The 25775-nt window shown below is 63.2% G+C and carries 25 protein-coding genes; 18 read left to right on the top strand and 7 right to left on the bottom strand.

Annotation, left to right across the window (positions count from 1 at the left end; all coding sequences use genetic code 11):
- Positions 1-354: 354 nt before the first annotated feature.
- The 8 genes from ACO06O_RS05905 to ACO06O_RS05870 all read left to right on the top strand — a co-directional run bounded on the left by ACO06O_RS05905 (position 355) and on the right by ACO06O_RS05870 (position 7795).
- Positions 355-2049: a methyl-accepting chemotaxis protein gene (locus tag ACO06O_RS05905; protein ID WP_421877285.1), complete on the top strand. Its 1695-nt coding sequence runs from the start codon at positions 355-357 to the stop codon at positions 2047-2049.
- 95 nt (positions 2050-2144) lie between these two features.
- Positions 2145-2537, top strand: coding sequence for a DUF2237 family protein (locus ACO06O_RS05900; RefSeq protein ID WP_421877282.1), 393 nt, complete (start codon positions 2145-2147; stop codon positions 2535-2537).
- Between the two features lie 30 nt (positions 2538-2567).
- Positions 2568-3095 (top strand): DUF4019 domain-containing protein, encoded by a 528-nt coding sequence (locus ACO06O_RS05895; protein WP_421877280.1) that lies wholly within the window; start codon positions 2568-2570, stop codon positions 3093-3095.
- 21 nt (positions 3096-3116) lie between these two features.
- On the top strand, positions 3117-3779 hold the full coding sequence (locus tag ACO06O_RS05890) for an RraA family protein (protein WP_421877278.1): 663 nt from the start codon (positions 3117-3119) through the stop codon (positions 3777-3779).
- A 69-nt stretch (positions 3780-3848) separates the two neighbouring features.
- Positions 3849-6077 (top strand): phosphoribosylformylglycinamidine synthase subunit PurL, encoded by a 2229-nt coding sequence (purL, locus tag ACO06O_RS05885; RefSeq protein WP_421877275.1) that lies wholly within the window; start codon positions 3849-3851, stop codon positions 6075-6077.
- A gap of 33 nt (positions 6078-6110) precedes the next feature.
- Positions 6111-6350 (top strand): BolA family protein, encoded by a 240-nt coding sequence (locus ACO06O_RS05880; protein WP_420417332.1) that lies wholly within the window; start codon positions 6111-6113, stop codon positions 6348-6350.
- Positions 6351-6396: 46 nt separating this feature from the next.
- Positions 6397-6735 (top strand): Grx4 family monothiol glutaredoxin, encoded by a 339-nt coding sequence (gene grxD / locus ACO06O_RS05875; RefSeq protein ID WP_421877272.1) that lies wholly within the window; start codon positions 6397-6399, stop codon positions 6733-6735.
- Positions 6736-6760: 25 nt separating this feature from the next.
- The gene (locus ACO06O_RS05870) at positions 6761-7795 is read left to right on the top strand and encodes a hypothetical protein (RefSeq protein WP_421877270.1); all 1035 of its coding nucleotides are present in this window, start codon (positions 6761-6763) and stop codon (positions 7793-7795) included.
- Here ACO06O_RS05870 and ACO06O_RS05865 read toward each other — a convergent pair.
- On the bottom strand, positions 7756-8598 hold the full coding sequence (locus ACO06O_RS05865) for a hypothetical protein (RefSeq protein WP_421877267.1): 843 nt from the start codon (positions 8596-8598) through the stop codon (positions 7756-7758). The two genes, ACO06O_RS05870 and ACO06O_RS05865, sit on opposite strands and share 40 nt — an antisense overlap.
- A gap of 7 nt (positions 8599-8605) precedes the next feature.
- Positions 8606-9247, bottom strand: coding sequence for an MlaC/ttg2D family ABC transporter substrate-binding protein (locus tag ACO06O_RS05860; RefSeq protein WP_421877264.1), 642 nt, complete (start codon positions 9245-9247; stop codon positions 8606-8608).
- A 123-nt stretch (positions 9248-9370) separates the two neighbouring features.
- Between ACO06O_RS05860 and ACO06O_RS05855 the strand changes: the two genes are divergently transcribed.
- From ACO06O_RS05855 to ACO06O_RS05830, 6 genes are all read left to right on the top strand, one after another.
- On the top strand, positions 9371-11944 hold the full coding sequence (locus tag ACO06O_RS05855; RefSeq protein ID WP_421877262.1) for an MMPL family transporter: 2574 nt from the start codon (positions 9371-9373) through the stop codon (positions 11942-11944).
- A 138-nt stretch (positions 11945-12082) separates the two neighbouring features.
- On the top strand, positions 12083-12985 hold the full coding sequence (locus ACO06O_RS05850) for a sterol desaturase family protein (RefSeq protein ID WP_421877260.1): 903 nt from the start codon (positions 12083-12085) through the stop codon (positions 12983-12985).
- Between the two features lie 167 nt (positions 12986-13152).
- The gene (locus ACO06O_RS05845; RefSeq protein ID WP_421877258.1) at positions 13153-13902 is read left to right on the top strand and encodes a vWA domain-containing protein; all 750 of its coding nucleotides are present in this window, start codon (positions 13153-13155) and stop codon (positions 13900-13902) included.
- A 19-nt stretch (positions 13903-13921) separates the two neighbouring features.
- A complete protein-coding gene (locus tag ACO06O_RS05840; protein ID WP_421877256.1) occupies positions 13922-14698 on the top strand; it encodes a PP2C family serine/threonine-protein phosphatase in 777 nt (258 codons plus the stop codon).
- A gap of 9 nt (positions 14699-14707) precedes the next feature.
- Complete coding sequence (locus ACO06O_RS05835; RefSeq protein WP_421877254.1) at positions 14708-16546, top strand: protein kinase domain-containing protein; 1839 nt, start codon at positions 14708-14710, stop codon at positions 16544-16546.
- 18 nt (positions 16547-16564) lie between these two features.
- Positions 16565-17389 (top strand): glycosyltransferase, encoded by an 825-nt coding sequence (locus ACO06O_RS05830; RefSeq protein WP_421877252.1) that lies wholly within the window; start codon positions 16565-16567, stop codon positions 17387-17389.
- Here ACO06O_RS05830 and ACO06O_RS05825 read toward each other — a convergent pair.
- Complete coding sequence (locus tag ACO06O_RS05825) at positions 17352-18224, bottom strand: LysR family transcriptional regulator (protein WP_421877250.1); 873 nt, start codon at positions 18222-18224, stop codon at positions 17352-17354. The two genes, ACO06O_RS05830 and ACO06O_RS05825, sit on opposite strands and share 38 nt — an antisense overlap.
- A gap of 124 nt (positions 18225-18348) precedes the next feature.
- On the opposite strand from ACO06O_RS05825, the gene ACO06O_RS05820 reads away from it, so the two are divergent.
- Entirely contained in the window at positions 18349-19383 is a 1035-nt protein-coding gene (locus tag ACO06O_RS05820) for an aldo/keto reductase (RefSeq protein ID WP_421877247.1), read from the top strand.
- A gap of 3 nt (positions 19384-19386) precedes the next feature.
- Here the strand turns inward: ACO06O_RS05820 and ACO06O_RS05815 are convergent, their stop codons facing one another.
- The 3 genes from ACO06O_RS05815 to ACO06O_RS05805 all read right to left on the bottom strand — a co-directional run bounded on the left by ACO06O_RS05815 (position 19387) and on the right by ACO06O_RS05805 (position 23558).
- A complete protein-coding gene (locus ACO06O_RS05815) occupies positions 19387-20835 on the bottom strand; it encodes a TrkH family potassium uptake protein (RefSeq protein ID WP_421877245.1) in 1449 nt (482 codons plus the stop codon).
- 54 nt (positions 20836-20889) lie between these two features.
- Entirely contained in the window at positions 20890-22506 is a 1617-nt protein-coding gene (gene aceB, locus ACO06O_RS05810) for a malate synthase A (RefSeq protein WP_421877242.1), read from the bottom strand.
- A gap of 119 nt (positions 22507-22625) precedes the next feature.
- Positions 22626-23558, bottom strand: a complete 933-nt coding sequence (locus tag ACO06O_RS05805) for a DMT family transporter (RefSeq protein WP_421877240.1) — start codon at positions 23556-23558, stop codon at positions 22626-22628.
- Positions 23559-23748: 190 nt separating this feature from the next.
- Here ACO06O_RS05805 and ACO06O_RS05800 point away from each other — a divergent pair, with 190 nt between their 5' ends.
- A complete protein-coding gene (locus ACO06O_RS05800; RefSeq protein WP_421877238.1) occupies positions 23749-24213 on the top strand; it encodes an Lrp/AsnC family transcriptional regulator in 465 nt (154 codons plus the stop codon).
- 4 nt (positions 24214-24217) lie between these two features.
- Here ACO06O_RS05800 and ACO06O_RS05795 read toward each other — a convergent pair whose 3' ends face one another.
- Positions 24218-24583 carry a response regulator gene (locus tag ACO06O_RS05795; protein ID WP_421877235.1) on the bottom strand — a complete coding sequence of 122 codons (366 nt, stop codon included), beginning with the start codon at positions 24581-24583 and terminating at the stop codon, positions 24218-24220.
- Between the two features lie 143 nt (positions 24584-24726).
- Between ACO06O_RS05795 and ACO06O_RS05790 the strand changes: the two genes are divergently transcribed.
- Positions 24727-25308, top strand: a complete 582-nt coding sequence (locus ACO06O_RS05790) for a gamma-glutamylcyclotransferase (protein WP_421877232.1) — start codon at positions 24727-24729, stop codon at positions 25306-25308.
- Between the two features lie 10 nt (positions 25309-25318).
- Entirely contained in the window at positions 25319-25768 is a 450-nt protein-coding gene (dtd, locus tag ACO06O_RS05785) for a D-aminoacyl-tRNA deacylase (protein WP_421877230.1), read from the top strand.
- Positions 25769-25775: the final 7 nt, after the last annotated feature.

Raw genomic sequence — 25775 nt, 5'->3', positions numbered from 1 at the left:
CCGCGATCATCCCCGCAAAAGATCGAATTCGATCATGTCGACGCATCGGCACTCCCCCGCACCGACCTGCTCTCATCCACCCCCAGCCCATGCCACCACATGATAGGTGAACTTTATGTGAAGAAGCCAAAAAATGCGTCGGATATTGCGACAGGGAACCGATATTCCTGGTGGCGGTACACTCCATAAATCCTTCATTTGCCGCCAACCAGGCTTCATTTTTGAGAACATCTCTAAACCAATAATCATATATGTCAATAATTTGAATTATTGTTTTTATTAATTGTAACATGCATTCGCAATGTTTATTTGAAATGAGTTCGCTTCAAGCCCGCCCACATACTGGAACCCCACATGCTGAACAGCTTTCGCTCAAAGATCGTCGCCACGATCGTTGCTGCCACATTCGTTCTCGGCGCGGTGGCCGTTACCGATGTCGCGATTACGATGCACGGCACCCTCAAAGCGACGGTTCAGGCCCAGCAATCGACCAATATCCGGATCGCCGCCGCTCTTCTGCAGGAGCGCCTCCCGGGTTTCTCAGCACGGTTTTCAGAGGACGCGCCACCGCGTCTGATCCTGGACGGGGTGCCGGATTTCGGGGATCACCGTCTGGTCGACGAAATCGGCCGTATTACCGGTGAGACCGTGACCCTGTTCCTCTACGAACCGTCGAATGGGGATTTCTGGCGCCGGACGACCAACATCCGACTACCCGACGGCGGCCGGGCGGTCGGCACGGCGCTAGGCACCGGCGGACGCGTCCATCCGGTCGTCAGTACAGGCGGAACCTATACCGGCGAAGCGACGATCCTGGGGCGAGACTACTTCACCCAATATACGCCGATCTTCGCCCCGGGCGGCCGTCAGGTCGTCGGCGTGCTCTATGCCGGATTGGACAAGGCAGTCTTCGACGCCCAGCTTCTGTCGCTTCTGCAGCGCAATGTCCCGATCCTGCTGGCGGCGATTTTCCTGATCGGCGGCGCGGCCTTTGTGACGGTCACCAAACTGACGGCACCCTTTGCAGCCCTGACCCGCGATGTCGAACGCCTGAGCAGGGGCGAGTCGCTTCAGGACACCGATTCGAGCCGCCGCGGGGATGAATTCGGGCGGATCGGGCGGGCCTTGCTGTCCTTCAGCGACAGCCTGACGGAACGGCACCGTTTGGAGGCCGAGGCCGAGCGACGCCGCCAACGCGACGCGGAGGAAGCCCAGAACCTGCACAGCGCGGTCGCTGATTTTCGGTCGGGCATCTCTCACGTTATGCAGCGGCTGGAAACCAGCGCGAAAGAGCTCCACAATTCCGCCCAAACCATGAACCGCTCGTCCAACTCGACCGCAGGCGAGGCCACGACGGTGGTGACGGCGGCGGATCAGGCCGCCCAAGCGGTTGCCAATGTCGCCACGGCGACGGAACAGGTCTCAGCCTCAATCCAGGAAATCTCCGGCCTCGTATCGCGTGCCGAACACGTCTCCGAAGCGGCCCGCGCGACCGGTCGACAGACCACGGACCGGATCCGCCAGCTCTCGCAGCAGGTCGGCGGTATCCGAGACATTGTCGGGCTGATCAACGACATCGCCGGACAGACCAATCTTTTGGCGCTTAACGCAACGATCGAGGCCGCACGCGCCGGTGAATCCGGCAAGGGCTTCGCCGTCGTCGCCAACGAGGTGAAATCCCTGGCAACCCAGACCGGCAAGGCGACCGGCGATATCGAAGACGAAATCGGCAAGGTCCTGACGATGACCGATCTTTCGGTGTCCGCCGTCGACGAGATGGTTCAGATCATCGAAGACCTCGCCAGCATTGCCGTGGCAATCAGCGACGGGATTCGCCAGCAAACCGGCGCCACCCGCGAGATCACGGAACATATCGCCCAGGCCTCCGTCGGTACCCGGGATGCCTCGACCGCGATCCAGCGGATCGCCGACACCGTGCGTCAGATCGGGGATGAAATCGGCGGAATCGTCAATCAGGCGGACGGCTTGTCGGGTCATACCGCCGAGATCGGTGACCGGGTCGGCCGGTTCATCCGGGTCGTCGGATAACGCAGCAGCGGGGACCCGAGACCGGCTTTCGTGACCGGACCGAACCTGTTTAAGTGGGGCTGGCCGCGATCGTTCCCCTTCGACAGAGGTGCCCCTTGTCCATCGCCAACGATACCCATCCCGCGCAGCGCAATGTCATCGGCGAGGCGCTGATGCCCTGCTCCGTCGATCCGGTCACTGGGTTCTTCCGCGACGGATGCTGCAATACCGGACCGGAAGATATCGGCTCTCACACGGTCTGCGCGGTGATGACCGCGGAGTTTCTGGAATTCAGCCGGCGGCGCGGCAACGACTTATCGACCCCAATGCCGGAATATGGCTTTCCCGGTCTCAATCCCGGTGATCAATGGTGCCTGTGCGCCGCGCGCTGGCGTGAGGCCTATGAGGCCGGCTGCGCGCCCCGCGTCGCCCTGCTGTCGACCCATGAACGGGCGTTGGAAGTCTGCGACCTGGCGGCATTGAAGGATCATGCCGTCGATCTGAGCTGACCCGCCCGATCTCACGTAAGGGAGCCCGCCATGTTACCCCGCGCCGCCGCCCTGCTTCTTCTGTTGGTCCTGACGCTCTGGGCACCCTCACCCCGGGCCCTCGCCCAGGATTCCTGGCAGCCGACCCAGCAACTGAACGAGCAGCTTGCCGCCGCAACGGCCCAATTCTGGGCATTGTTGGACGCGCGCCGGTTCACGGAAGCCTACGGTCAATTGGCTCCGGGCCTGCAAAACCAGCTCACGCTCGAACAGTTCACGGACCTGATGACCACGATCACCGAACAGGGCGGCGCAGTCTCGGCCCGGCGGCACGGTCGCGTGACCTGGTACCGCAAGCCCGACCCGAACGGCGTGCCGACCAGCTTCGCCGCCGTCGACTTCCTGGGCACGATGGAGCGGGCGGAACTGTATTGCGGCTATCTGCTGTGGCATGTCCCGGACGACGGCGGCATCGGCGTGTTGCGGGTGGAGCAGAACTTCATCCCTGACCAGGTGCGGGCCAAGATGACCGACGACGAAGTTCGGAAGATGACTTCCGCCTGGCGCTGCATGCGCTGACCCGTCCGGAAGGAAAACACAATGCCCGTCCGTCAACACAAGACCGATTTTCGCCGCCTGCCGCAAACGATCCTCGACGCTTTTGCCGAAATTCCGACGGCCGTCGCATCGGATTGTCAGGAGCGCGGCTGGACAATGGCGGCCGCAATCTCGCCGCTGGCGCCGTCCATGCGGATTGTCGCCCAGGCGCGCACGGTGGACTGCATGGCCGCGGACAACAGTGCCCTGCACGCCGCCCTGAATCTATGTGAGCCCGGCGAGGTTCTGGTCTGCGATGCGAAAGGTTTCACGGATTCCGCCGTATTCGGCGGCCTGATGACCCGTGCCTGTCTGGCGCGCGGCGTCGCCGGTCTGGTAATCGACGGCGCGGTACGGGACAGCCAGGAAATCGTCGAACTGGGCTTCCCCTGTTTCGCGCGTGGCGTGGTCCCGCGCGGCCCGCACAAGAATTTCGGCGGCGCCATTGACGGTCCCATCGCCTGCGGCGGCCTGCCCGTCTCCCCTGGCGACCTGATTCTGGGCGACGCCGACGGCGTCACCGTCATCCCCCTCGCCCGCGTGGAAACCGTCCTGGAAGCCGCCCGTGCGATCCTGGCAAAAGAAGCGAAGGCCCTTGCTGCCATCGCCGAGGGAAAGACGCTATCCGACTTGTACGGTGTGCCGGAGGTCGTTCCGGCGGACTAAGGCGGTTTCGCGATTCGGAACCTTTGCATTTGCGTCTGAGTCGGGCTAGAGAACCGGCGATTTCCGAACATGCCAGCCGGAAGGGACTCCATGTCGCTGCCCCAAGTGGACATCACGCCCGAGGTCGTCGCCGAACACGGGCTGACCAAGGACGAGTACAAGACCGTTCTCAACATCATGGGGCGCGCGCCCAATATCACGGAACTGGGGATCTTCTCGGTGATGTGGTCGGAGCATTGCTCCTACAAATCGTCGCGCGTCTGGCTGAAGACCCTGCCGACCGAAGGGCCGCAGGTCATTCAGGGGCCGGGCGAGAATGCCGGCGTGGTGGATATCGGTGACGGCGACGCGGCGGTCTTCAAGATCGAAAGCCACAACCACCCCAGCTTCATCGAACCCTATCAGGGCGCGGCGACCGGCGTCGGCGGCATCATGCGCGACGTCTTCACCATGGGCGCGCGGCCGATCGCCAACCTGAACGCCCTGCGCTTCGGCGATCCCAGCCATCCGAAAACCCGCCATCTGGTGTCCGGCGTCGTCGCCGGCATCGGCGGCTACGGGAATTGCATGGGCATTCCGACCGTCGGCGGCGAGGTCAATTTCGACAAGGCCTATAACGGCAATATCCTGGTCAACGCCATGACCGTCGGCCTGGCCCGTACCGACAAGATCTTCTATTCGAAGGCATCGGGCATCGGGAACCCGGTCGTCTATGTCGGGTCCAAGACGGGCCGCGACGGCATTCACGGCGCGACCATGGCCTCGGCCGAATTCACCGAGGATTCCGAAGAGAAGCGCCCCACCGTCCAGGTCGGCGACCCCTTCACCGAAAAGCTGCTGCTGGAAGCCTGCCTGGAATTGATGGCGACGGACGCCATCGTGTCCATTCAGGATATGGGCGCGGCCGGTCTGACCTCGTCTTCCGTCGAAATGGCGGACAAGGGCGGCGTCGGGATCGAATTGCAGCTCGACCGCGTTCCGATGCGCGAAGAGGGCATGACGCCCTATGAGCTGATGCTGTCCGAAAGCCAGGAACGCATGCTGATGGTCCTGAAGCCCGGCCGCGAGGACGAGGCCAAGGCGATCTTCGACAAGTGGGAGCTGGATTTCGCGGTCATCGGCACGGTCACGGATACCGGCAACCTGACCCTGAAATGGCATGGCGAAACCGCGGGCGACATTCCCGTCGCGCCGCTGGTCGATGCCTCCCCGATGTATGAGCGCCCGTGGGAGCCGACCCCGGCCTCCGCGCCGGTCGGCGAAATCGATCATCCGTTGAGCCCCGGTGACGCGCTGAAGAAACTGATCGGCTCCCCCGATCTGTGCTCCCGCCGTTGGATCTGGGAACAGTATGACCACCTGATTGGCGGCGAGACGGTACGGGCGCCTGGCGCGGCAGACGCCGCTATTGTGCGCCTTCCCGGCCGCAAGAAGGCCGTCGCGGTGACAACCGACTGCACCCCGCGCTATTGCCTTGCCGACCCGATCACCGGCGGCGCCCAGGCGGTGGCGGAGGCCTGGCGCAACATCACCGCGACCGGGGCGACGCCGCTGGCGATCACCAACAACATGAATTTCGGCAATCCGGAACGCCCGCGCATCATGGGTCAGTTCGTCGGTGCGGTGAAAGGCATGAGCGCCGCTGCGAAGACGCTCGACTTCCCCGTCGTGTCCGGCAACGTGTCGCTCTACAACGAAACCAATGGCGAGGCGATCCTGCCCACCCCGGTGATCGGCGGCGTCGGTCTGATCGACGATGCGGCCAAGGCGGTGGGTCTGGCCCTGAAGAAGATCGGTCAGATCCTGATCCTGATCGGCGAGTCCAAGGGGCATCTCGACCGGTCGATCTATCTGCGTGACGTGGTCGGCCGCGATGCCGGGCCCGCGCCGAAGGTCGATCTGACGGTCGAGCGCCGCAATGGCGACTGCGTGCGCGGGTTGATCCACAAGGGCCTGGTTCGGGCCTGTCATGACCTGTCGGATGGCGGGCTGGCGGTCGCGGTCGCCGAAATGGCGATGGCCGGCGGAGTCGGCGCGACCCTGGATGCGGCCCCTCCGGGTTTCGGCATTCATGCATGGCTGTACGGCGAAGACCAAGCCCGCTACCTTGTGGCGGTGGACGATGAGAAAGCCGTCCTGTCCGCCTGCGCGGCGGCAGGGGTCCCGGCCCAGCGTGTCGGCATCACAATCGGGCGCTCGTTGACGCTGCCCGGAGGCGACACCATATCGCTGGAACAACTGGCCAAGGTTAACGAGACGCGCCTGCCGAACTACATGGCCGGCGCCGATTGGACGTGATCCTAAGGCACGATCTGTAAGGGGGCTAAGACCATGCCGATGAGTGCAGGCGACATTGAACGCTTCATCAAGGAGGCACTGCCGGATGCCGAGGTCATCATCAACGACCTGCGCGGCGACGGCGACCATTACGCCGCCTTCGTGAAGTCCGCCGCCTTCGCCGGCAAGTCCCGCGTCCAACAACATCAGATGGTCTATGCCGCCCTGAAGGGCCGCATGGGCGGTGAGTTGCACGCGCTGGCGCTGCAGACAGCGGTGCCGGAAGACGCATGACATCCGGGGCGATCTGAGATCAGGCCCCGCTAGGAAGGAAGTAGAGATGGACGATCAAACGCAAAGCCGCATCCAGGGCGAAATCGACGCGACGGACGTGGTGCTGTTCATGAAGGGCACGCCGGTTTTCCCGCAATGCGGTTTCTCCGCCGCGGTGGTCCAGGTGCTGAACCATATGGGCGTGCCGTTCAAGGGCGTGAACGTTCTGGACGACATGGCGGTCCGTGAAGGCATCAAGGAATTCTCCAACTGGCCGACCATCCCGCAGCTTTACGTGAAGGGTGAATTCGTCGGCGGTTGCGACATCGTCCGGGAAATGTTCGAAACCGGCGAGTTGAGCGATCTGCTGAGCGAGCGTGGGATCGAAACCGAAGTCGACGCCTGACCTGGCCCAAGACGGCCGGCACGTCATGCGCCTGCTTCGATGGGCAGGACTGACGTGTGCCGCCGGGATTATCCTTGTTCTGCTAGTCTCAACCGTCGCCAAGACGGTGTTGGAGAGCTACGCGAAATCGGAAGCCCGCGCTTTTGCCGTCTCGGCCGGCGACGACGCGTCTCTGCCTATTCCTGAACGGGCCAGACGCGTCGCAGCCGCAGTCTACAGATTCTACAGCCAACGGGATCTGTCTTCGCCCTCTCTGCTGTTTCGCCTGCAGCCTTATCTGACAAATCAGGTCCTGCCCGAAATCCTCCGGGTCCAGAGCGGCGCCATCGAGACGATCCTGATCGAGGGGGCCTGCGACAGCGCTTCGCGTGCGTCTGTCTTTATCCTGCGCCAGCTCGGAATCGACACGACCCAGGTTAATCTAGTCACCCCCCATAACGGTCATTCGATTGTTGGGGTCAATCTGGACGATGGATCCCAGATCCTGCTGGATCCGACCTATGGATTGGCGCCGATCCAGCATGGTTCCCTATTAACAACCGCTGAAACTCTGGAGCTTCAGCGGATGCAGGTCCCGGCCAGCTCAATCTGGGCAACCATCGCGGAAGGGGCGACCTATCACCCAGTCTATGACGACTTCGCGTCGGCCGCCCAGGCATCTCAGGGAGAGCCGCTGCATTGGACCGTCCACCTGGATTTGGGCCAGTCCAATGGATTGCGCCTGGGCGAGGCCGACGGCGATCCCCACGATGTGTCCGAAGACGGTGCAGCGGCCGGGCTTTCCCCCTATCTGCACTATCTCGGCCACAGGTTCGATCGCGGTTGGATTCGGGGTATTCGGGCCGCACAGGACGTCACTGTCACCTTCCATACCGTCGGCGAACCGATCGACGGCACCCTGACCGCTGACCGAGCACCGGCCGAAAGAACCGATCGGTATGTACGCTATGTCCTGAATGCCGGCGACGAGCTGCGATTGCACGACGGTCGCGCGGAACGGAACTGGCGGACCCTGCGCAGCTACACCAATGTCGATTGGGTGGAATTCGAACGCCGGTAGATCAGCCATGCATAGCTGACGATCGCGAAGGACACGACCTGCTCGAACCATTCGTCATAGAGATGTGAGGCAAGCAGGATCGGGATCAGCGGCAGGTAGCGACCGTCGGGCTTCAATGCCATGAACCGCCCCCTCAGGCCCGGCACCGCGTCTCGCGGCAGCAACAGCAGCACGGCGGACAGGATGCAGGCCAGAACCATTCGGACGACCTCGTTCCAGCCGACAGTCAGGTTGTGCAGGTTGATCTCGCCCTGGACGTTGCTTTCCTTAAGCGCTTCCGGCGTCTCGATGCCGAAAATCCGCTGGCCCCAGCTGATCTCTTCCAGCGCCAGGAACAGCATGCCCCCGAAGAAAACCCACAGCAGGATCCGGTCCGGCTTCGGCAGCGTTTGGCGGCGGGCGGCCAGCCCCGCAAAGGCCGCGGAGGCCACCAGAAGCAGGACGGTCAGATATTCCATCGGCCCATCTTCCACGAACAGAAAATCCGGCAACAGGCCGTGGTGCGACAATAGGAAGACTGGGCTGACGGCAATACAGGACCAGAAGAGGATGGGCGACCAGACGACCGGAAGCGGCCGTTCCGGGCCGTGGTGACGGTGGAGGTACCAGCCTGCCCAAATCAGGAAAAGCCCCAGAATCCCGACCGAAATCCAAAACCGGAAGGGATCGTAATACGCATTCGTCTGGCGCAAGGCCGGGATAAGGCTCTCTAACGCAGCATCGTCCCACCTGCCGATCAATCCGGCGACGGTGACAATCACCAACAGAATGCCGGCGCCCCGCAGCCCGTTCCAGCCCGTCATGGTGACCCTAGCCTTCCGACAGGGCCGCCGTGCGGTCTCGCAACAGCGCGATCAGCCCGTCGAAGCCCTTATCGTCCAGAACCTTGGAGACCTCAGCCCGGCGGACCGCCAATTCGCTGATATCGCCGTCGATCCGCAGATCCACGATGCGGTATCCATTCGGCGTATCGGTCAGCACGAAGTCCAGCACGGATTGACCGGACTGAGGGCCGGAATAGGTCGCACGCACGGCCGCCAAACCAGACGGGCCGTCGTTGACCGCGCCGACGGCAAACCCAGTCGCGTCAAACTGCGGCAGACGGCGGATGTAGCTGGCGACGGTGAAGCGGGTATAGGCTTCGACAAAGTCAGCCTGCTGACTCTCGCTGAGACCGCGGAAGCGCCGCGCGCCGATCGTGTTGGCGGCAATCTTCGGCAGATCGAAATATCGGTGGAGCAGATCCGAGACCGCGTCCAACCGCTGTGCACCATTCATGGCCTTGGAATCTCCGGCCAGCTTACCCAAATCCTGGCCTAGTGCAGCCACGATCTCCGCGGGTTTGGCAGGCGTGCCCGCGGCGATGGCGACCGGCGCCGAAACCGCGAATCCGGTTGCAGCAACAGCCGCGACAAACGAACGTCGGGACAGGGTCCCAGAAACAAGTGCCATCAACAAAAACTCCTAAATGTTGGTTCGCGTGCCGTTTCCCCGTAACGTGGCCCACGAAGCTTCCAATGTCTTGACCCGCGATATCTCCGCCATATGACAGAAACGAACCCAATCCGCCACGGAATGACGCTACTGTCCGAATTCTCCGCGCGGCGCCCTCTCGTCGTGTTGGCGGCTGCCGTGATGGTCGCGGTGTTGTCCGTTCTCGGCGCCATCCGGTACCTGTCACTTAATCCGGACGCCTATGCGCTCCTGCCGGAAGATGTGCCCTTCCTGCAAAATTACAACGCCTATAAGGACCGCTTTACCTATGACCGGCGCACAAACATTGCCGTAATCGACGCGCCCAGTCCGGAAACCGCCGTGGCCGCACAAATGGAACTAGCGGCAGAACTTGAAGCGCGGAACAACGGCGTCTTTCACGCCATCCGGGCGCCCGGCACCGATCCCTTCCTACGCCGGAACGGGCTGCTCTATCTCACGCCGGACACGTTGGAACAAGCAATCGATCGGTTGGCCGCTGCCGAGCCGGCCATCGCCATCCTGGCCCAGGACCCCAGCCTGCGCGGCATCGCCGATCTGGCCGACAGAATGCGGGCCCTCGGCGCCAACGATCCAGAATTCCAAGGCGCGCGAACGGCCCTGGCCGCAATGATCGAAACGGCGGCGCGCGAAACCGCGTCAGGGGCCCCCAACTCCGTGTCCTGGACCCGCTTTGCCCTTGGACCGGATGCGGGGTTGGATCTGGCATCGAACCGCCGAATTCTCCTGCTTCAAGGGAGGCTCGACGGGGAAGAAAGCGCCGTCGGCGGAGACGGTACCGGCCTGATCCGGGCCGCGGCGCGCGATCTTGATTTCGAGGCGCGCGGCATTTCGATGCGCCTGACCGGGCGCGGGCCCTTGTCGAAGGAGGAAATGACCCACGCCGTTGCGGATATCCAAATGGCGGGGGCCCTGTCGCTTACCTTGCTGGCTTTCGTGCTCATCATCGGATTCCGATCCTGGCGCGCTATCGTTGGCTGTTTTGGCGCGTTGTTCTGCGGCTTGGCCTGGACCTTCGGCTTCGCGACACTGGCGGTCGGCTCCCTGACACTTCTTTCGATCGTCTTCTCGGTGCTCTTCATCGGGCTGGGCATCGATTTCGCAATCCACTATGCCCTTCGCTACCGAGAAGAGGCTACGAACACACCCAACGCGCCGGGCGCGGCCAAGCGGTCCGCGGCCAGTTGCGGTGGGACTCTGGGGCTCTGCGCGGTGACGTCGGCGGTCGGGTTCCTGTCCTTTTGGCCCACCGATTACCGGGGCTTGGCGGAGTTGGGCCAGATCGCGGCCGCCGGGATGGTCCTGGCGCTGATCGCCAGTTTGACCGTCCTTCCGGCCCTGTTCAGCCTGATGCGGCTGCCTGGCGGCGCGCATGCCACGATGCCGGGCGGCGGTGCGGTCGGTGGCTGGATCGACCGACGGAAGCGGCCGGTCGTGGTGGCGGCCGCCATCCTATCGATTGCGGCGCTCGCCCTGTCGACCCGGGCGGAATTCGACTTCAACACGTTGGCGCTCAAGGACCCGAAAGCGGAATCCGTCCAGACCCTGATCGACCTGCAGCAGGATGGGGCGATCACCCCCTATACCCTGTCTATCCCATTCGCCGACCGGCCGGCGGCCGAAGCGGCGGCGGACAGACTGCGCGCCCTGCCGGAAGTCGCCGGTGTGCGGACGCTGGATGACCTCGTTCCAGCCGAAGCGGACCTGAAGCAGGCGATGATCGAAGAGGCGGCGGTCTTCCTCTGGCCGGCACTAACGCCTCCCTCAGCCAATGACGCCGCCGGCGAAGGTGGAGCACTGGCTGCCTTGCGCGATCTGCGTGCGCAATCCTGGGACGACCTGCCGCCGGAGAGCCGCGAACGGCTTGTCGATGGGCTCGACGCATTGGGCGACGCGGACGCTGCGGCGTTCGAGGACCGGCTGACGACGCCCTTGCGAGTCACGCTGGAAGGATTGAAGGACGCGTTGGGGGCCCGTGCCTTCACGCTGTCGGGTCTGCCACAGGACATGGTCGACCGGTATGTCGCGCCGGATGGCGGCGTTCGGATCGCCGTCCTGCCCAAGGAGGACCTGCGGGATTTCGCGGCGCTGGGTGACTTCGTCGACGCGGTAACCGCCCTGTATCCCGATGCCACCGGCCGTCCTGTACTGGAAGCGGGGACCGGCAAGATCGTCGTCGCCGCATTTCAGCAGGCGGTCGTAATCGCTCTGGGCGTGATCCTGGCCTTCCTGATCTGGCGGTTGCGCAGCCTGCGCGACGCCATCCTGGTTCTCATTCCCCTGATCCTGGCCGGGGCGGCAACGACGGCTTTCGGCGTCCTGGCCGGCATCCCGTTCAACGTCGCGAATGTGATCGTTTTGCCACTCATCCTGGGGCTCGGGGTCGATAATGGTGTTCATTTTGTGGCAAGGTGGCGTGAAGAGGGCGACCTGAGCGCCGTTCTGAAGTCCTCCACGCCCCGGGCTGTTCTGCTCAGCGGCGGGACCACTCTCGCCTCCTTCGCAACACTGGGAATCGTAAGTAATTCAGGGATTTCCAGCATGGGAATGCTGCTCAGCGTCGCCATGATCGCGATCATTTTATCGACAATGATCGTTCTGCCGGCGCTGCTCGCCTGGCTCGGCACGGATAGGGCGCATATTCGGCAAATTTAAACAGAACGACTTGAAAACTACGTCGATTCGTAACAAATAGCCTGCTGCACCGCACACACCACTCTGTGCGGCCCATTTTGTTCAGCCGGCAGTCTCCGTTGTCGGTGTCACTCACGCTCAATCGGCGACGGATTCCGAATGCGACATATTACGACGACGTTGGTTCGGTACGGGCTTTGGCCCGGGCTCCTCGCGCTCTGCCTCGGCACGACGATTTACGGCGTTCTGCACGACAGTGGCTTTCTGCTGTTCAACATTGCCTATCTGGCGCTGGCGGTCGTGCTGTTTTTTGCCGAGCGGGCCCTGCCTTTCGAGCGGGCCTGGCTGAAGAACGACGGACAGATCTGGGTCGATCTGGCGCATACCGCGTTGAGCAAGGGCGTCGCGCAGGTATTGATCGTCGTCGGCGCGGTTTTCGGTTTGGCCGAAAATTTCGCGGAATCGGGCCTGAACATCTGGCCGACCGAATGGCCGTTGCTGGCGCAGGTCGCGCTGGGTCTGGTCGTGATCGAGGCCGGCCTCTACGCCGCCCACCGGCTGTCCCACGAAGTGCCCCTGTTCTGGCGCTTTCACGCCGTCCATCACAGCGCCAAGCGGTTGAGCTTTATCAACACCGGCCGCTTTCACTTCGTCGACACGGCGGTTTCGATCCTGCTGAGCCAGCCGCTATTGTTCCTCGCGGGGGCGCCGATCGAAGTCTTCAAGCTGACCAGCGCGACCACCGCCTTCATCGGCATGCTGACCCATTGCAATGTCGATATGCGGTTCGGCTGGCTGTCGTATGTCTTCAATACGCCTACGCTGCACCGGTTCCACCATTCCAAGGATCTGCGCGAGGGCAACAAGAATTACGGCGAGAACCTCGTCCTGTTCGACCTTCTGTTCGGCACTTATTACAACGCGTCCTATCGCCCGCCGGTCGATATCGGTATCGACGGACCGATGCCCGATGATTTCCTGGGACAGTTGGCACAGCCGTTCCGGAACGAACGGAAGGCCGCCGTAACGCCTGCCGACATCAGTCCCGCCGGCCAGAGCTAGCGAAAAAAACAGATCTCTATTTGAGACGAATCCTTAGCGGATTCAGGGAATCTTCCGTTTCCTGATGTATCGATAGGGATTCGGCCTCCTAGATTTATAGAGATTACCTGTTCAATATCTAAAATAACTTGATATGCTGGCACAAAACTTGCTGAACGAATCGGTAAGTGATTGGGGCGCCCTACACCCTGGCAGGCGATTCGGGCGTCGATCTGGTGGTTATCGAAAGACGGGAACGAGACGGCATGGGACTTGGCCTTCCCGAGTTCGTTCACAATCCGGAGAACCGGTGTCCGGTGGCATTGCTGCTGGACACGTCGGCATCGATGCGCGGCGAACCGATCGCAGAGCTGAATGCCGGGCTGCGCTCTTTCCAGCATCACATCCTGTCCGACGAACTGGCGAGCCTCAGGGTCGAGTTATCGATTGTCGCTTTCGGCGGCGATGTGCGTATGGTCCAGGATTTCGTGACGGTCGACGAATTGGGTCCCCCGCAGCTGGAAGCGTCCGGGAACACGCCCATGGGCGAAGCCATGGACCTGGGACTGCGCATGGTGGAAGCCCGCAAGGCGGTCTATCGCTCCAACGGGATACACTATTACCGGCCCTGGATTTTCCTGATCACGGATGGCGCGCCGACGGACGGCGAAGCCTGGCAGCACGCGGCCATGCGCATGCAGGAAGCGGATCTGACCGGCCGCGCAACCTTCTTCACCGTCGGGGTTCAGGGCGCGGATATGGACATCCTGCGCGAAATCTCCTCCCCGAACCGGCCGCCGCTGATGCTGCGCGGCCTGATGTTCCGCGATCTGTTCCGCTGGCTGTCCGCCAGTGTGCGGCGCGTATCGATGAGCCGCATCGGCGGCGAAACCCTGGCCCTGCCACCGGTTCACGGCTGGGCGGAAATTCATCCCTAGGCGAGGAGGCACGGCGATCATGTCCTGGATGGCGGCCCTCGACTACCGGCAAGGCGCATCGCACCGCCGCGCGGGCATTCCCTGCCAGGATTTCGGGCGCCTGGCTCTGCCTGACGAAAACACCGTGATCGCCGCCTTCGCCGACGGCGCGGGATCGGCGAGGTTCAGCCATCTGGGCGCGCGCGCCGCCGTCGATGCCGCCCTGCCCTGGATCCGCGATCGCATCGCGGATGCCCCCGGCCTGCGCGGCGCAGTTAGCCGCCTGTCGCCGGAACGCCTGTTCGACGGTCTCACCAACACGGTTCAGGCCGCCATTCGCGAAACAGCCAACGACAACCGGCTGTCGCTCGACGACCTGGCCTGCACCCTGACGGTCGTGGCCTTGGCCCCGAATGGCGTATCGGTAGCCCAAATCGGGGACGGTATCGTCGTGGCGCGCCTGTCGCATCAGGATTACACCCTGCTGATCCAGCCGGATCGCGGCGAGTACGCAAATGAGACAAGCTTCGTGACCGATCCCGATGCGGCCGATCGTTTGCGCGTGCGCTCCCTGGAAGGTCCGGTACGGTTCGTCAGTGCGGCCACCGACGGCCTGGCCGCCGTTTCGGTCGACAATCGCGCGCAGACGCCGCACGCCCCCTTCTTTTCACCCATCGACCTTTTCACCCGCCAATCCGGCAGCGCCCTGGAGGTGCATGACGGCATCCGCGCCTTCCTGGCGTCGGATCGCCTGTCTGCCAAGGTCGAAGACGACCTGACGCTGATGGTCTGCGGCTGGCGCGGCCTGGACGGCTGAGGCGCGGCAATGGCGATCCGACCGTCGAACATTCCCCGACCCGACCTGTTTGACGATAACGGGGTACGGCTCTCTCTGGGAGAGCGGATCGGCGACAGCGGCGAAGCCACGGTTTTCCGCGACGCCAACGATCCCGGGCGGTTGATCAAGCTGCACCATGCGCCCTCCGCTCGGCTGCGCGCGAAATTGAGGGCTCTGCCAGCCCTGGCGCCGCAGGACCCGTCCCTGGATGCAAGGCATGTGAACTTCGCCTGGCCGGTCTCAACGGTCTGGAACGCGGCTGGAGACGCGGCAGGGACGATCCTGCCCGCCGTCGCCGACGCCCGCAGCCTGACCGCCCTGGCCAATCCGAAACTGCGGGCGCGCCGGGCGGCGGAGATGGATTGGCATTTCCTGCACGCCGTCGCCGCCAATGTCGCCTTCCTGTTCGACTATCTGCACGATCTGGACATCGTGGTCGGCGACGTCAGGCCCGAGAATATTCTGGTCGGCGGTCGTGCGCTTGCGACAATGATCGACTGCGATTCCGTGCAGATTGACGGGCCGGACGGTGTGGCCCATCTGTGCACCGTCGGCAGCGAAGGCCATACCGCACCGGAATGGATCGGCCGCCGCTTCGACGAGCATCCGCGCGACGTCCGGTCGGACCGGTTTGGCCTGGCGGTCCTGATCTATCACCTGCTGACCGGCGCCCATCCCTGGACCGGGGAATGGATGGGCGCGGGGGATCCGCCGCCGCGCGATCAACTGATCCGCAGCGGCGACTGGCCGTTCCGTCCTGGCGCGAAACTTCGGCCGGTGCCGGGCATGGTGGCGCCGGATGAACTGGCCCCCGGCCTAGACGCCCTGTTCCGGCGCGCCTTCATCGCCGGACATGCGGACCCGGATGCCCGGCCCAGCGCCGCCGAATGGCAAGAGGCGCTGTGCATCGCGCTGGCCGATCTGGAGAGCTGCGCCCGCAAACCGCACCACCATCACGATGCCGCGCTAAAGGCCTGCCCCTGGTGCGCCCGGGCGGAGGCTGGCTTGCCCGATCCCTTCCCGGCGCCGCCCACCGCCCGCGATCCGTTCGCGCCGCTGATCCTGGCCTTCGAGCGGGCCATGGCGCGGGGTGATACGCGCATGGCCGTCGAACTGTGGTTCGAGAACCCGGTTCTAGCCCGCGTCGCCGATCTGAAACACCTTCACGACCGCATGACGGAGTTGCGCGACGCCATCGACGCCGCAGACCGCTGGCAGGCCGCGTTGGAGCGGCACCCTGAGGATGTGCAGGGCCTCGCGGCCCTGGCCGACGACCTGCCGCAACTGCTGGACGGTCGGCTTCTCCGGCATGAGCATATCGAGGGGGAGACGATCCCGGCCTCCGTCCGCCGCATTGCCGCCGCCGCGTTGGATATTCCGCCCGCACCGATGCTGACAGCCCGGCCGGTGCCGTTGCTGATCGAGTCGGAGCGGCATGTGCCTCCGCTGACGTCCTCGGCCCGCTCCATAGCGCCCCCGCCGGTCGATGCAGCGGCCGGACCGGCGCCGACGTCGATCGCCTATCGTGTCGAGGGCGGATGGCGCGGTTTGCGTCCGGCAAGATTGATCCTGACGGCGGAGAAGCCGGGCCGCATTCCGGCGCTGTCCCTGATCGACAGTCTGACGGGTACCCTACTTGTGACTGTTCCGGCACAGCGGCTTCGGGGCACCGCCGCCTTCCCCTTCGATCAGCCTGAAAGCCGTGTCATCGTCGAGTTGCATGCTTCCGACACGGGGTCTGTCCGCATCAAGCCGGCACCGAAACGGGCGCGGACGATCGGCGCGGCGGCGGGTGGCTTCCTGACCCCCGCCCCGGCGGCCGGGTAGGTCCAGAGGCAAGCTACGATGGTAGGCATTCCGGATCCCGACCATCCGCCGCCCGGCAACACCCCACGTTTCGACGCCGCAATCGTCATTCCGACCGTGCTGCGCGAAACGCTGCCGCAGGCCGTCCGATCCGTATTCGGGCAACGCGGGGTCGGGCGTATCCAGGTTCTGATCGGCGTGGATTGTCCGGCCGACGCGCCCCGCGGCATGCTGGACACGCTGAAACAGGAATGTCCCGACAATGTCCAGATAACCGTCGTCGATCCCGGATATTCGACGTCGAACCGGAGCGGCGGTATGCATGCGGCGCTGGATTGCGGGGCGCTGCGCACGGTGATGAGCTATCTGGCCCACAGCCGCTATGTCGCCTATCTGGACGACGACAATTGGCTGCACGAATCCCATCTGTTCCATCTGCGCGAAGCGATCGCCGGAAAAGACTGGGCCTATTGCTATCGCTGGTATGTCGATCCGGAAACGGACCTGCCGGCCTGCCTAGACCGTTGGGAATCCGTCGGCCCCGGCCGCGGCGTTTACGCCAAGGTACTGGACGGCTTCGTGGATCCCAATTGCCTGATGATAGACAAGGTGGCCTGCGAACCGGTCCTGCGGCTCTGGTCGATCTCCGGGTCCAAGGACAATATCCACCTGCCGCCGGACCGGCTAATCTTCGACACACTGAAACGCCATTTCCGGGCCGGAGAGTCGCGCAAGGCAACCAGCTATTACCGGCTCAACCCCAAAAACGACGCACATCCCTACCGGATGAAGTGGATCGCCGAAGAGGCCCAGAAAACAGCGGCGGTCAGGAAATCCGAACCGACTGAACAAGAAAGTCGATAAAGACCCGCGCCCGGGCCGGCAATTGACGGGCGCTTCCGGCATAGACTGCGTGAACATCCAATCGATCTCCGGAATCGAAGTCGCGCAAGACCTCTACAAGGTCGCCGCTGGCGATATCCTGTGCGACCTGAAATTCCGCCAACCGCGCGATCCCCGCACCGGAAAGGGCCAGTCGCCTTACGGTCTCCCCATCAGCCCCACGCAGCTTTCCCTTGGGTCTGACCATGCGCCGCCCCCCGTCGATCCGGAAGGGCCATCCAGTCTCTTCCCGCGGGAAGGTGAAATCCAAACAGGAATGCCCGTCCAAGTCTTCCGGCCGATTTGGAGTGCCTGACCGTTCAAAATAGACCGGAGATCCGACGACGCAGAGACGACTGTCCCCCAGCTTTCGGGCAATCAGGCTCGACGCAGGCAACGGGCCCGTACGGATCGCGATATCCGCGCCGCCGGTCACAAGATCGTCAATCCCATCCGTCAGAACGAGATCCAGGCAGACTTGCGGATATTGCGCGGCAAAGGCCGGAATGGCCGGTAGTAGGAATGCGTGACCGACCGGCACATTAACGCTGACCCGCAAGCGCCCGGTGGGAACGTCACCGGCGGCCGCCTCTTCCTCGGCCGCGGCGATATCATTCAGGATTGTCGTGCAGCGCCGATAGAAGGCTTTTCCTTCATCGGTCAGATGCAGCCCCCGGGTAGATCGTTGAAACAATCGGGTATGCAGGCGAGATTCCAGCCGCCCGATCAGCTTGCTGACCGTCGACGGCGCGATCTTCAGTTGATGGGCCGCTGCGGAGAAACCGCCGGTTTCCACCACGCGGGCAAAGATTTCCATCTGACCGGTCCGGTCAACCGCTTGATGCCGCATTATGAATTTACTTCACTTCAAGGTTCGTGTTCTTCCTTATAGTTCATAAATTGTCCCACACCAAATGTCTGTCTCAACCAAGGAGGCAGATATGGAATATCGGAAACTGGGTCGCTCTGGATTGGATGTACCAGTACTGAGTTTTGGCACCGGCACTTTCGCGGGCAGCGGCCCGCTGTTCGGGGCTTGGGGGACGTCAGACGTCACTGAGGCAACACGGCTGATTGATCTGTGCCTGGATGCCGGCGTCTCTCTATTCGACACAGCGGATGTTTATTCGAACGGGGCGTCAGAGGGCGTTCTCGGCGCCGCCCTGGAGGGGCGCCGGCAGAAAGTGTTGATTTCGACAAAGATCGGCCTGCCAATGGGGGACGGTCCGAATGAGGCCGGCACCAGCCGGGCGCGGATTCTGATTTCGGTCGAGGCGGCCCTGCGCCGACTGCGCACGGATTGGATCGACATCCTGCAACTTCACGCCTTCGATGCGGCGACACCGGTGGAAGAGGTCCTGTCCGCGTTGGATGAGGTCGTCCGTAGCGGCAAGGTTCGCTACACCGGCGTCTCGAATTTTGCGGGCTGGGAGATCATGAAAAGCCAGGCGGCGGCCGATCGGTACGGCTATCCCCGCTATGTCGCGAACCAAGTGTATTACTCGTTGATCGGACGGGACTATGAATGGGACCTGATGCCGCTCTCCGCCGATCAAGGGCTTGGCGCGCTGGTCTGGAGCCCCCTCGGCTGGGGCCGTCTGACCGGAAAACTGAAGCGGGGGCACGCATTGCCGCCAGGGAGCCGCCTCCATGAAACTGCCGGATTTGGCCCGCCGGTCGACGAGACGAAACTGTTCACAGTTCTTGACGCTTTGGAGACGATATCTCACGAGACCGGGCGCAGTGTCCCCCAGATCGCGATCAACTGGCTGACGCGCCGGCCGACTGTGTCTTCCGTCATTCTGGGCGCTCGGAACGAAGCGCAATTGCGTGACAATCTGGGTGCGGTCGGTTGGACGCTGTCCGACGGCCATATGGACCTGCTGAATCAGGCTAGCGGGACCGAGGCCCCCTATCCGCACTTTCCCTATCGCCGGCAGGACGCGTTCGCGCGCTTGAACCCGCCGATGGTATAAGCTTCACCGCACCCAGAAATCCCGGTCGAAAACCACCAACAGCGCCAGGATTTCCAGTCGGCCGGCCAGCATGGCGCCCGTCAGCGCGAGTTTGGCCGCGTCCGGCAGGGGGGCGAAGTTGCCTGCCGGGCCGACGATCGGACCGAGGCCCGGACCGACATTGGTCACGGCGGTCGCGGCGGCGGTAAAGGCTGTCAGCGTATCCAAGCCCAGCAGGGCAAGGACAAGGAACGTCGCCGCGATGGTCGCGATAAAGACCGCCAGGAACGCCATGACGGACAGAACGAGGGCATCATCGACGACCCTGCCCTGATAGGTCGGACGGACGACCCGGTTCGGGCTGAACAGGCGTTTCACATGATTGCGCACCACGCGCCAAAGGATCTGATACCGGAAAATCTTGATCGCCCCGGAGGTCGACCCGGTACATCCGCCGACAAAAGTCAGGATCAGGAAAAGCCCTGCCGCCCCCGCGCCCCATGTGGTGTAATCCTGCGACGCAAACCCGGTCGTCGTCACGACGGAGACGATGTTGAACGCGGCGTCGGTCAACGCCGTACCGAAGGGCAGGTCGTTGATCAGACTATGGGCGACCGCGGCAACACCGATTACCGCCGCCATAAACGCAAGGAACGCCCGGACTTGGCTATCCCGAAGCAGCGCCCTGCGATCCCGCCGGATCGTTCTGAGATACAGAACGAACGGCAAGGCGCCCGCGATCATGAAGACGATGCCGGTCCAATATAGGATCGGCGACTGAAAATGGCCGAAGGACGCATCGTGCGTCGAGAACCCGCCCGTCGAGACGGTTGAGAAGGTATGTGTCAGAGCGTCAAACAACGACATGCCGAAAACCGCATAGAGCCCGGTGCAGATCGCGGTCAGCGAGGCATAGACCGCCAGCAGCAACGACAAGGTCGCCAGCACCCCCGCCACTTTCTCCGAGGAGGTATCCGAGCTTTCAATCTTGAAGATCTGCATACCGCCGACCCGCAGCAGCGGCAGGATCAGGACGGCCACGGCGATGATCCCGATCCCGCCGATCCATTGCAGCAAGGCGCGCCATAGCAGCAATCCAGGCGGCAGCCCGTCGAGACCGGTCAGGACCGTCGACCCGGTCGTCGTGATCCCCGACATGGCCTCGAACAACGCGTCGGTGAAGCCGATGCCCAGGCTGAGCATCGGCAGGGCACCCAACCCGGCGACCAGAATCCATCCCAGGATGGTCGCCAGAAACGCCTGCCGCAGATCCAGTTTCAGCGATCCGGCCCTTGACCAGGTCGAAAGGGACAGAATGAGGCCGATGCCCACCGCGAAACAGGTCGATTCCGCGAAGGGTATCCAATCCGGACTGCCGGCCGCCAGATCCACCGCGGCCGGAATCGCCATGAAAAGGCCGACCAGGATGGAAAGCCAACCCAAGACATGGACGACAGGTCTGATCTCGATCATGGGATCGATTTACGCCCGTCCCGGCATTTTGACCAGCGGCCGATTAGCGTCCGATCAACCGCCGTCCCCCAACACCATTTCATAGGCCGGCAGTGTCAGGAAGGTCGGGAAATCCTCGGCCAGCGCCATCTGTTCGAACAGGCTGCCGGCCTGCTCGAATTTGGTGCCGGACAGGTCACCCCCGGCTTCGGCACGAATCTTGTCCATTTCCTCGGCAATCATCTGAGAAACGGATTCCCGGCTCAGGACCTTGCCGTCGGCGGTCTTGGCGCCGTGTTTCGCCCATTGCCAAAGCTGGGCGCGCGAAATCTCCGCGGTCGCGGCGTCCTCCATCAGATTGAACAGCGGCACGCAGCCATTGCCCCCCAGCCACGCTTCGGTATAGCGCACGCCGACCTGGATATTGGTACGCACGCCCGTTTCGGTGATCGCGCCTTCCGGCACCGACAGCAGATCGGCGGCGGAGATCGACACGTCGTCGCGCTGACGATCGATCTGGTTCTGCCCTTTCATCACCGCGTTGAATGCCGCCAGCGCCACCGGGACCAGCCCCGGATGGGCGACCCAGCTGCCGTCATGGCCGTCATTCGCCTCGCGTTCCTTGTCGGCTTTCACCTTTGCGAAGGCCTCGGCATTCGCAGCCTCGTCGCCCTTCACAGGAATCTGCGCCGCCATACCGCCGATGCAGGGGGCGCCGCGCTTGTGGCAGGTCTTGACCGCCAGCAGCGAGTAAGCGCGCATATTCGGCACCGTCATCGTGACCATCGACCGATCGGGCATGACAAAGTCCGGATTGCGCCGGAATTTCTTGATGATCGAGAAAATGTAATCCCAGCGCCCGCAATTCAGGCCCGCGGAATGGTCGCGCAATTCATACAGGATCTCGTCCATCTCGAAGGCGGCCAGGATGGTTTCGATCAGGACTGTGGCCCGGATCGTCCCATTCGGCACGCCCAGCAACCATTGCGCCTCGACGAAAATCTCGTTCCACAGCCGGGCCTCCAGATGGCTTTCCATCTTCGGCAGATAGAAATAGGGACCGGTGCCTCGGGCCTTTGCCTCGGCGTGGTTGTGGAAGAAGTAGAGCGCGAAATCGACGATACCGCCGGACGCCGCCTGTCCGTCGACCAGAATATGTTTTTCTTCCAGATGCCAGCCGCGCGGCCGGACCACAAGGACCGCCGTATTGTCGTTCAGCGCATAGGATTTGCCGGATTTCGGATCGTCGAAGGCGATCTTGCGCGCCACCGCGTCGCGCAAATTGATCTGCCCGCCGATCATGTTGTCCCAGGTCGGACAGTTGGAATCTTCCAAATCCGCCATGAAGACATAGGCGCCGGAATTCAGCGCGTTGATCACCATCTTGCGATCCGTCGGGCCAGTGATCTCGACGCGCCGATCCTTCAGATCCTCGGGCAGCGGGGCGATCTTCCAATCGCCGTTCCGAACCTCCGCGGTCTCCGGCAGGAAGTCCGGCAATTCGCCGGCGTCGATCCGAGCCTGGCGCGCCTCGCGCAGGGCCAGCAATTCCTTGCGGCGGGCCCCGAACTTGCGTTCCAGCGTCGCGACGAAGCCGACCGCCTCGTCCGTCAGAATTTCGGCGAATCCCGGCTTCATTTCGCCGGTCAGGCGGACGCCGGTCGCGGCAGCGGCTAGGTCGTTTGCGGACATGATCTAATTTCCCCCGGGGCTGACAGTGTCGTTTCTGTTCTGCAGTGCAGCATTCCAGCGACGTTACCGTCAGACGGAACGGTTTCCAAGACCCGAAAAAAGGAAGTCTTGTCGCAGCCCTAGACGTGACGGCGCCGTCTCAGAATCCCCAGGGCGAGAATCGTCCCAACCGCGACGAGACCAAGACCGATCAGATGTCGCATTGAAGGAACCTCTCCCAGCGCCGGATAGGCAAACAGTGCCGCCAGCCCCGGAACCAGGGCACCGAACACTGCGGCGCGGCCCGCGCCCAGGATGGACACGGCCTTGGTATAGAAGATCAGTGCCAGAACGGCGGAGAACACACCTTGAGCCAGTCCCTGAAAAACCAGTTCGCCGACTGGCGCATCCAAAAATGCGGTCCCCCGCCGGATCAGGTAGATCGGGGCGAACATGATCAGCGACAGAACAGAGACCAGCGCCGTCGCGTGCAGCGGCTCGACCGACCATTTCCGGCTGGCAACGGTATAGCTGGCCCACAGAAGGCCGCCGCCAGCGAACAGCAGATGCCCCTTCCATAAGGCTTCAAAGCCGGTCTTATCCAGGACGGCCGCGCTGGCCATGGTCAGAATACCGGTCAGGACGATGGCAAGGCCGAGCCAACGCATGCGGTCCGGCGCATCTTTCAGGACGAACCAACCGACGATCGTCGACGTGGTCAACATGAAGCCGGGGATGATCAGACCGCCATGACCGGCGGGCGCGAAGGTGAACCCGCTGGACGTGACCAGCATGTAGGGGGCTCCTGCGCCGACGGCCAGCACGATGGCACGGCCCCAGCCGAGCCCGCCATGTCCGCGGCGCAACACGATGGGCAGCAACAACATACCCGCCACCAGGAAACGCAGCATGGTCAGATCCATCGGGGTCAGCGTCTGCTGAACGCCGAAGCGAGACGCGACGGGCCAAGCGCCCCAGATCGCGGCGGCCGCCAGCCCAGCCAGGATGCCAGTCCAGGGAATGCCGGCCGTCGCGGCAGCATGCGGGGAAAGGGGAGTTGCGCCTTGTGTCATGCCTGCCGCCAATTCGTTATCTCGCTCGTCGGAGACGCGCCCCGTGATATCGGCTACCGGGGCCGGGTGCGAGTCCCGATGCGTCACAGCATTTGATACGCCGGGGCCGGAGCCGACAGGCGGCGAATGCCCCCCAGTCAGCGCCGAATTAATGCTTTATCGGGATGGTTATCGGTGAAATCCTGCAGCCATGCAGGAAATCGACGATTTCGACAGAAAGATCCTGTCCCTGATGCAGGACGACGCGCGCCAAACGACAGAGGCTATTGGCGCGCAGGTAGGGCTATCCGCAACGGCTGTGCAGCGGCGTCTGAAACGCCTGCGCCAAGCCGGCGCGATCCGACGGGAAATCGCGGTTCTCGACGCGGCCGTCACCGGCAAGCGCATCACACTGATCGTTCAGATTACCCTGAACAAGGGGCGCGGTCATGCCGTGGACGGGTTCAAGGCCCGGATGCGCGCGCTGCCGGAAGTACAGCAGTGCTTTTACACGATGGGGGATTCCGATTTCGTCTTGATCGTGACTGCGAAAGACGTCGCGGATTACGAGGCGTTCACCAGACGCGCCTTCTTCGACGACGCCACGATCGCGCATTTCAAGACGACGATCGCGATGGACACGGTGAAGTCTGGTTTGGACGTGCCGCTGGACTAGCGGGTCAGCGCAGCAGCTCGGCAACCTTTGCCAGCAATCGCTCCCGGTCAACCGGCTTGTTCTCATAAGCCGTCACGCCGGCATCGAAGGCCTCGTCCCGATCTTGGGCGGTCGTGTAAGCCGACAGCGCAAGAATTGGCAGTTTCTCACAATCCGGTTCGGCGCGCAGACGGCGCACGACATCCCATCCATTGGTGCCGCGCATATTCAGGTCTGTAACGATCAGGTCCGGCCCCGGTGCGCCCAGGGCCGCGTTGATACCGGACTCCCCGTCCGGGGCGACGGACACGGTGTAGCCGCCCGCCTCAAGAATCGCCTTGACCAGATCGCGGGTCCGCGCGTCGTCGTCAATCAGAAGTATGCGAGACATCCTTACCTTCTCCGATACCCCTGCCCCGCCGCATCTCTAACGATAGTTTGCGCGGACCGCAATATTTCGCAGAAGGAAGCAGTTGACGCATAAGGTCGGTGTCTTTCTGATCAGACGAGTTCAGAGCAAGGGTATATGGTCCAATGTGGTCAGACGCCGCCGGCGTAGACGGCGAGTTGTGGGTGTTCGGGTATGGGTCGCTGATGTGGCGTCCCGGCTTTGCGCATCTGGAAGCCATACCGGCAACCCTTCACGGTTATGCCCGCAGTTTCTGCATTTGGTCGGAGCATCACCGCGGGACGCCGGAATGCAGGGGTCTTGTACTGGGCCTGGCACGGGGTGAGGACGCCGCCTGCGAAGGCATGGTTTTTCGCGTCGCGCCCAGGGATTGGCCCGAAACGGCAGCCTATCTGGAAGAGCGGGAATTGCGCGGCTATGCCTATCGGCCGGCCCATCTGCCGGTGGATCTGTCAGACGGGCGCCAGGTCGCGGCGCATTGTTTCGTCGCGGATCCGTCGCATCCGCATTATGCCGGGCGCGTGCCGCCGGACGAGGCGGCGCGGATCATTCTGCGGGCGCGAGGCGAGGCAGGGCTGAACCGCGATTACCTGATCAACACCGTCAAATCGCTGGAACAGCATGGCTATCGCGAGCCGCATCTGCATGCCTTGCTACGGCGAGTCCTGGAACTGACCGGCGAATTGGATGCCGGCGCGGGCATTTAGGGGGACCGGCTTGAAACTGCTCATTCAACGCGCGCGCCGGGCCTCGGCAACGGTCGAGGGAGAAACAATCGGCGCAATCGGCCGGGGGCTTGTGATCTTCGTCTGCGCCGAACCCGGAGACAGTGTCGAGGATGTCGATTTCCTGGCGCGAAAGGCCATCCCCCTCAGAATATTCTCTGACGCGCAAGGCAAGATGAACCTCGCCCTCGGCGAAATCGACGGCGAAATTCTGGCGGTCAGCCAATTCACCCTCGCGGCCCGCTGGCGCAAGGGCAACAGGCCCGGCTTTTCCGACGCCGCCCCGCCGGAGGAAGGCTTGGCCCTGTTCAATCGATTTGTCGAAACCCTGCGCGGCGCGGGCGTGACCGTCGCTACGGGCCGGTTCGGCGCCGATATGCAGGTTGAATTGATCAATGACGGTCCGGTGACCCTCTGGCTGGACGGCCGGAATCCGGCATGAGGGCGAG

Source organism: Pacificispira sp. (assembly GCF_965228185.1).
Classification (GTDB): Bacteria; Pseudomonadota; Alphaproteobacteria; order UBA8366; family Aestuariispiraceae; genus Pacificispira.
Note: the sequence above shows the minus strand (reverse complement) of the source record. Positions and strands in the feature narration are given on the sequence as shown.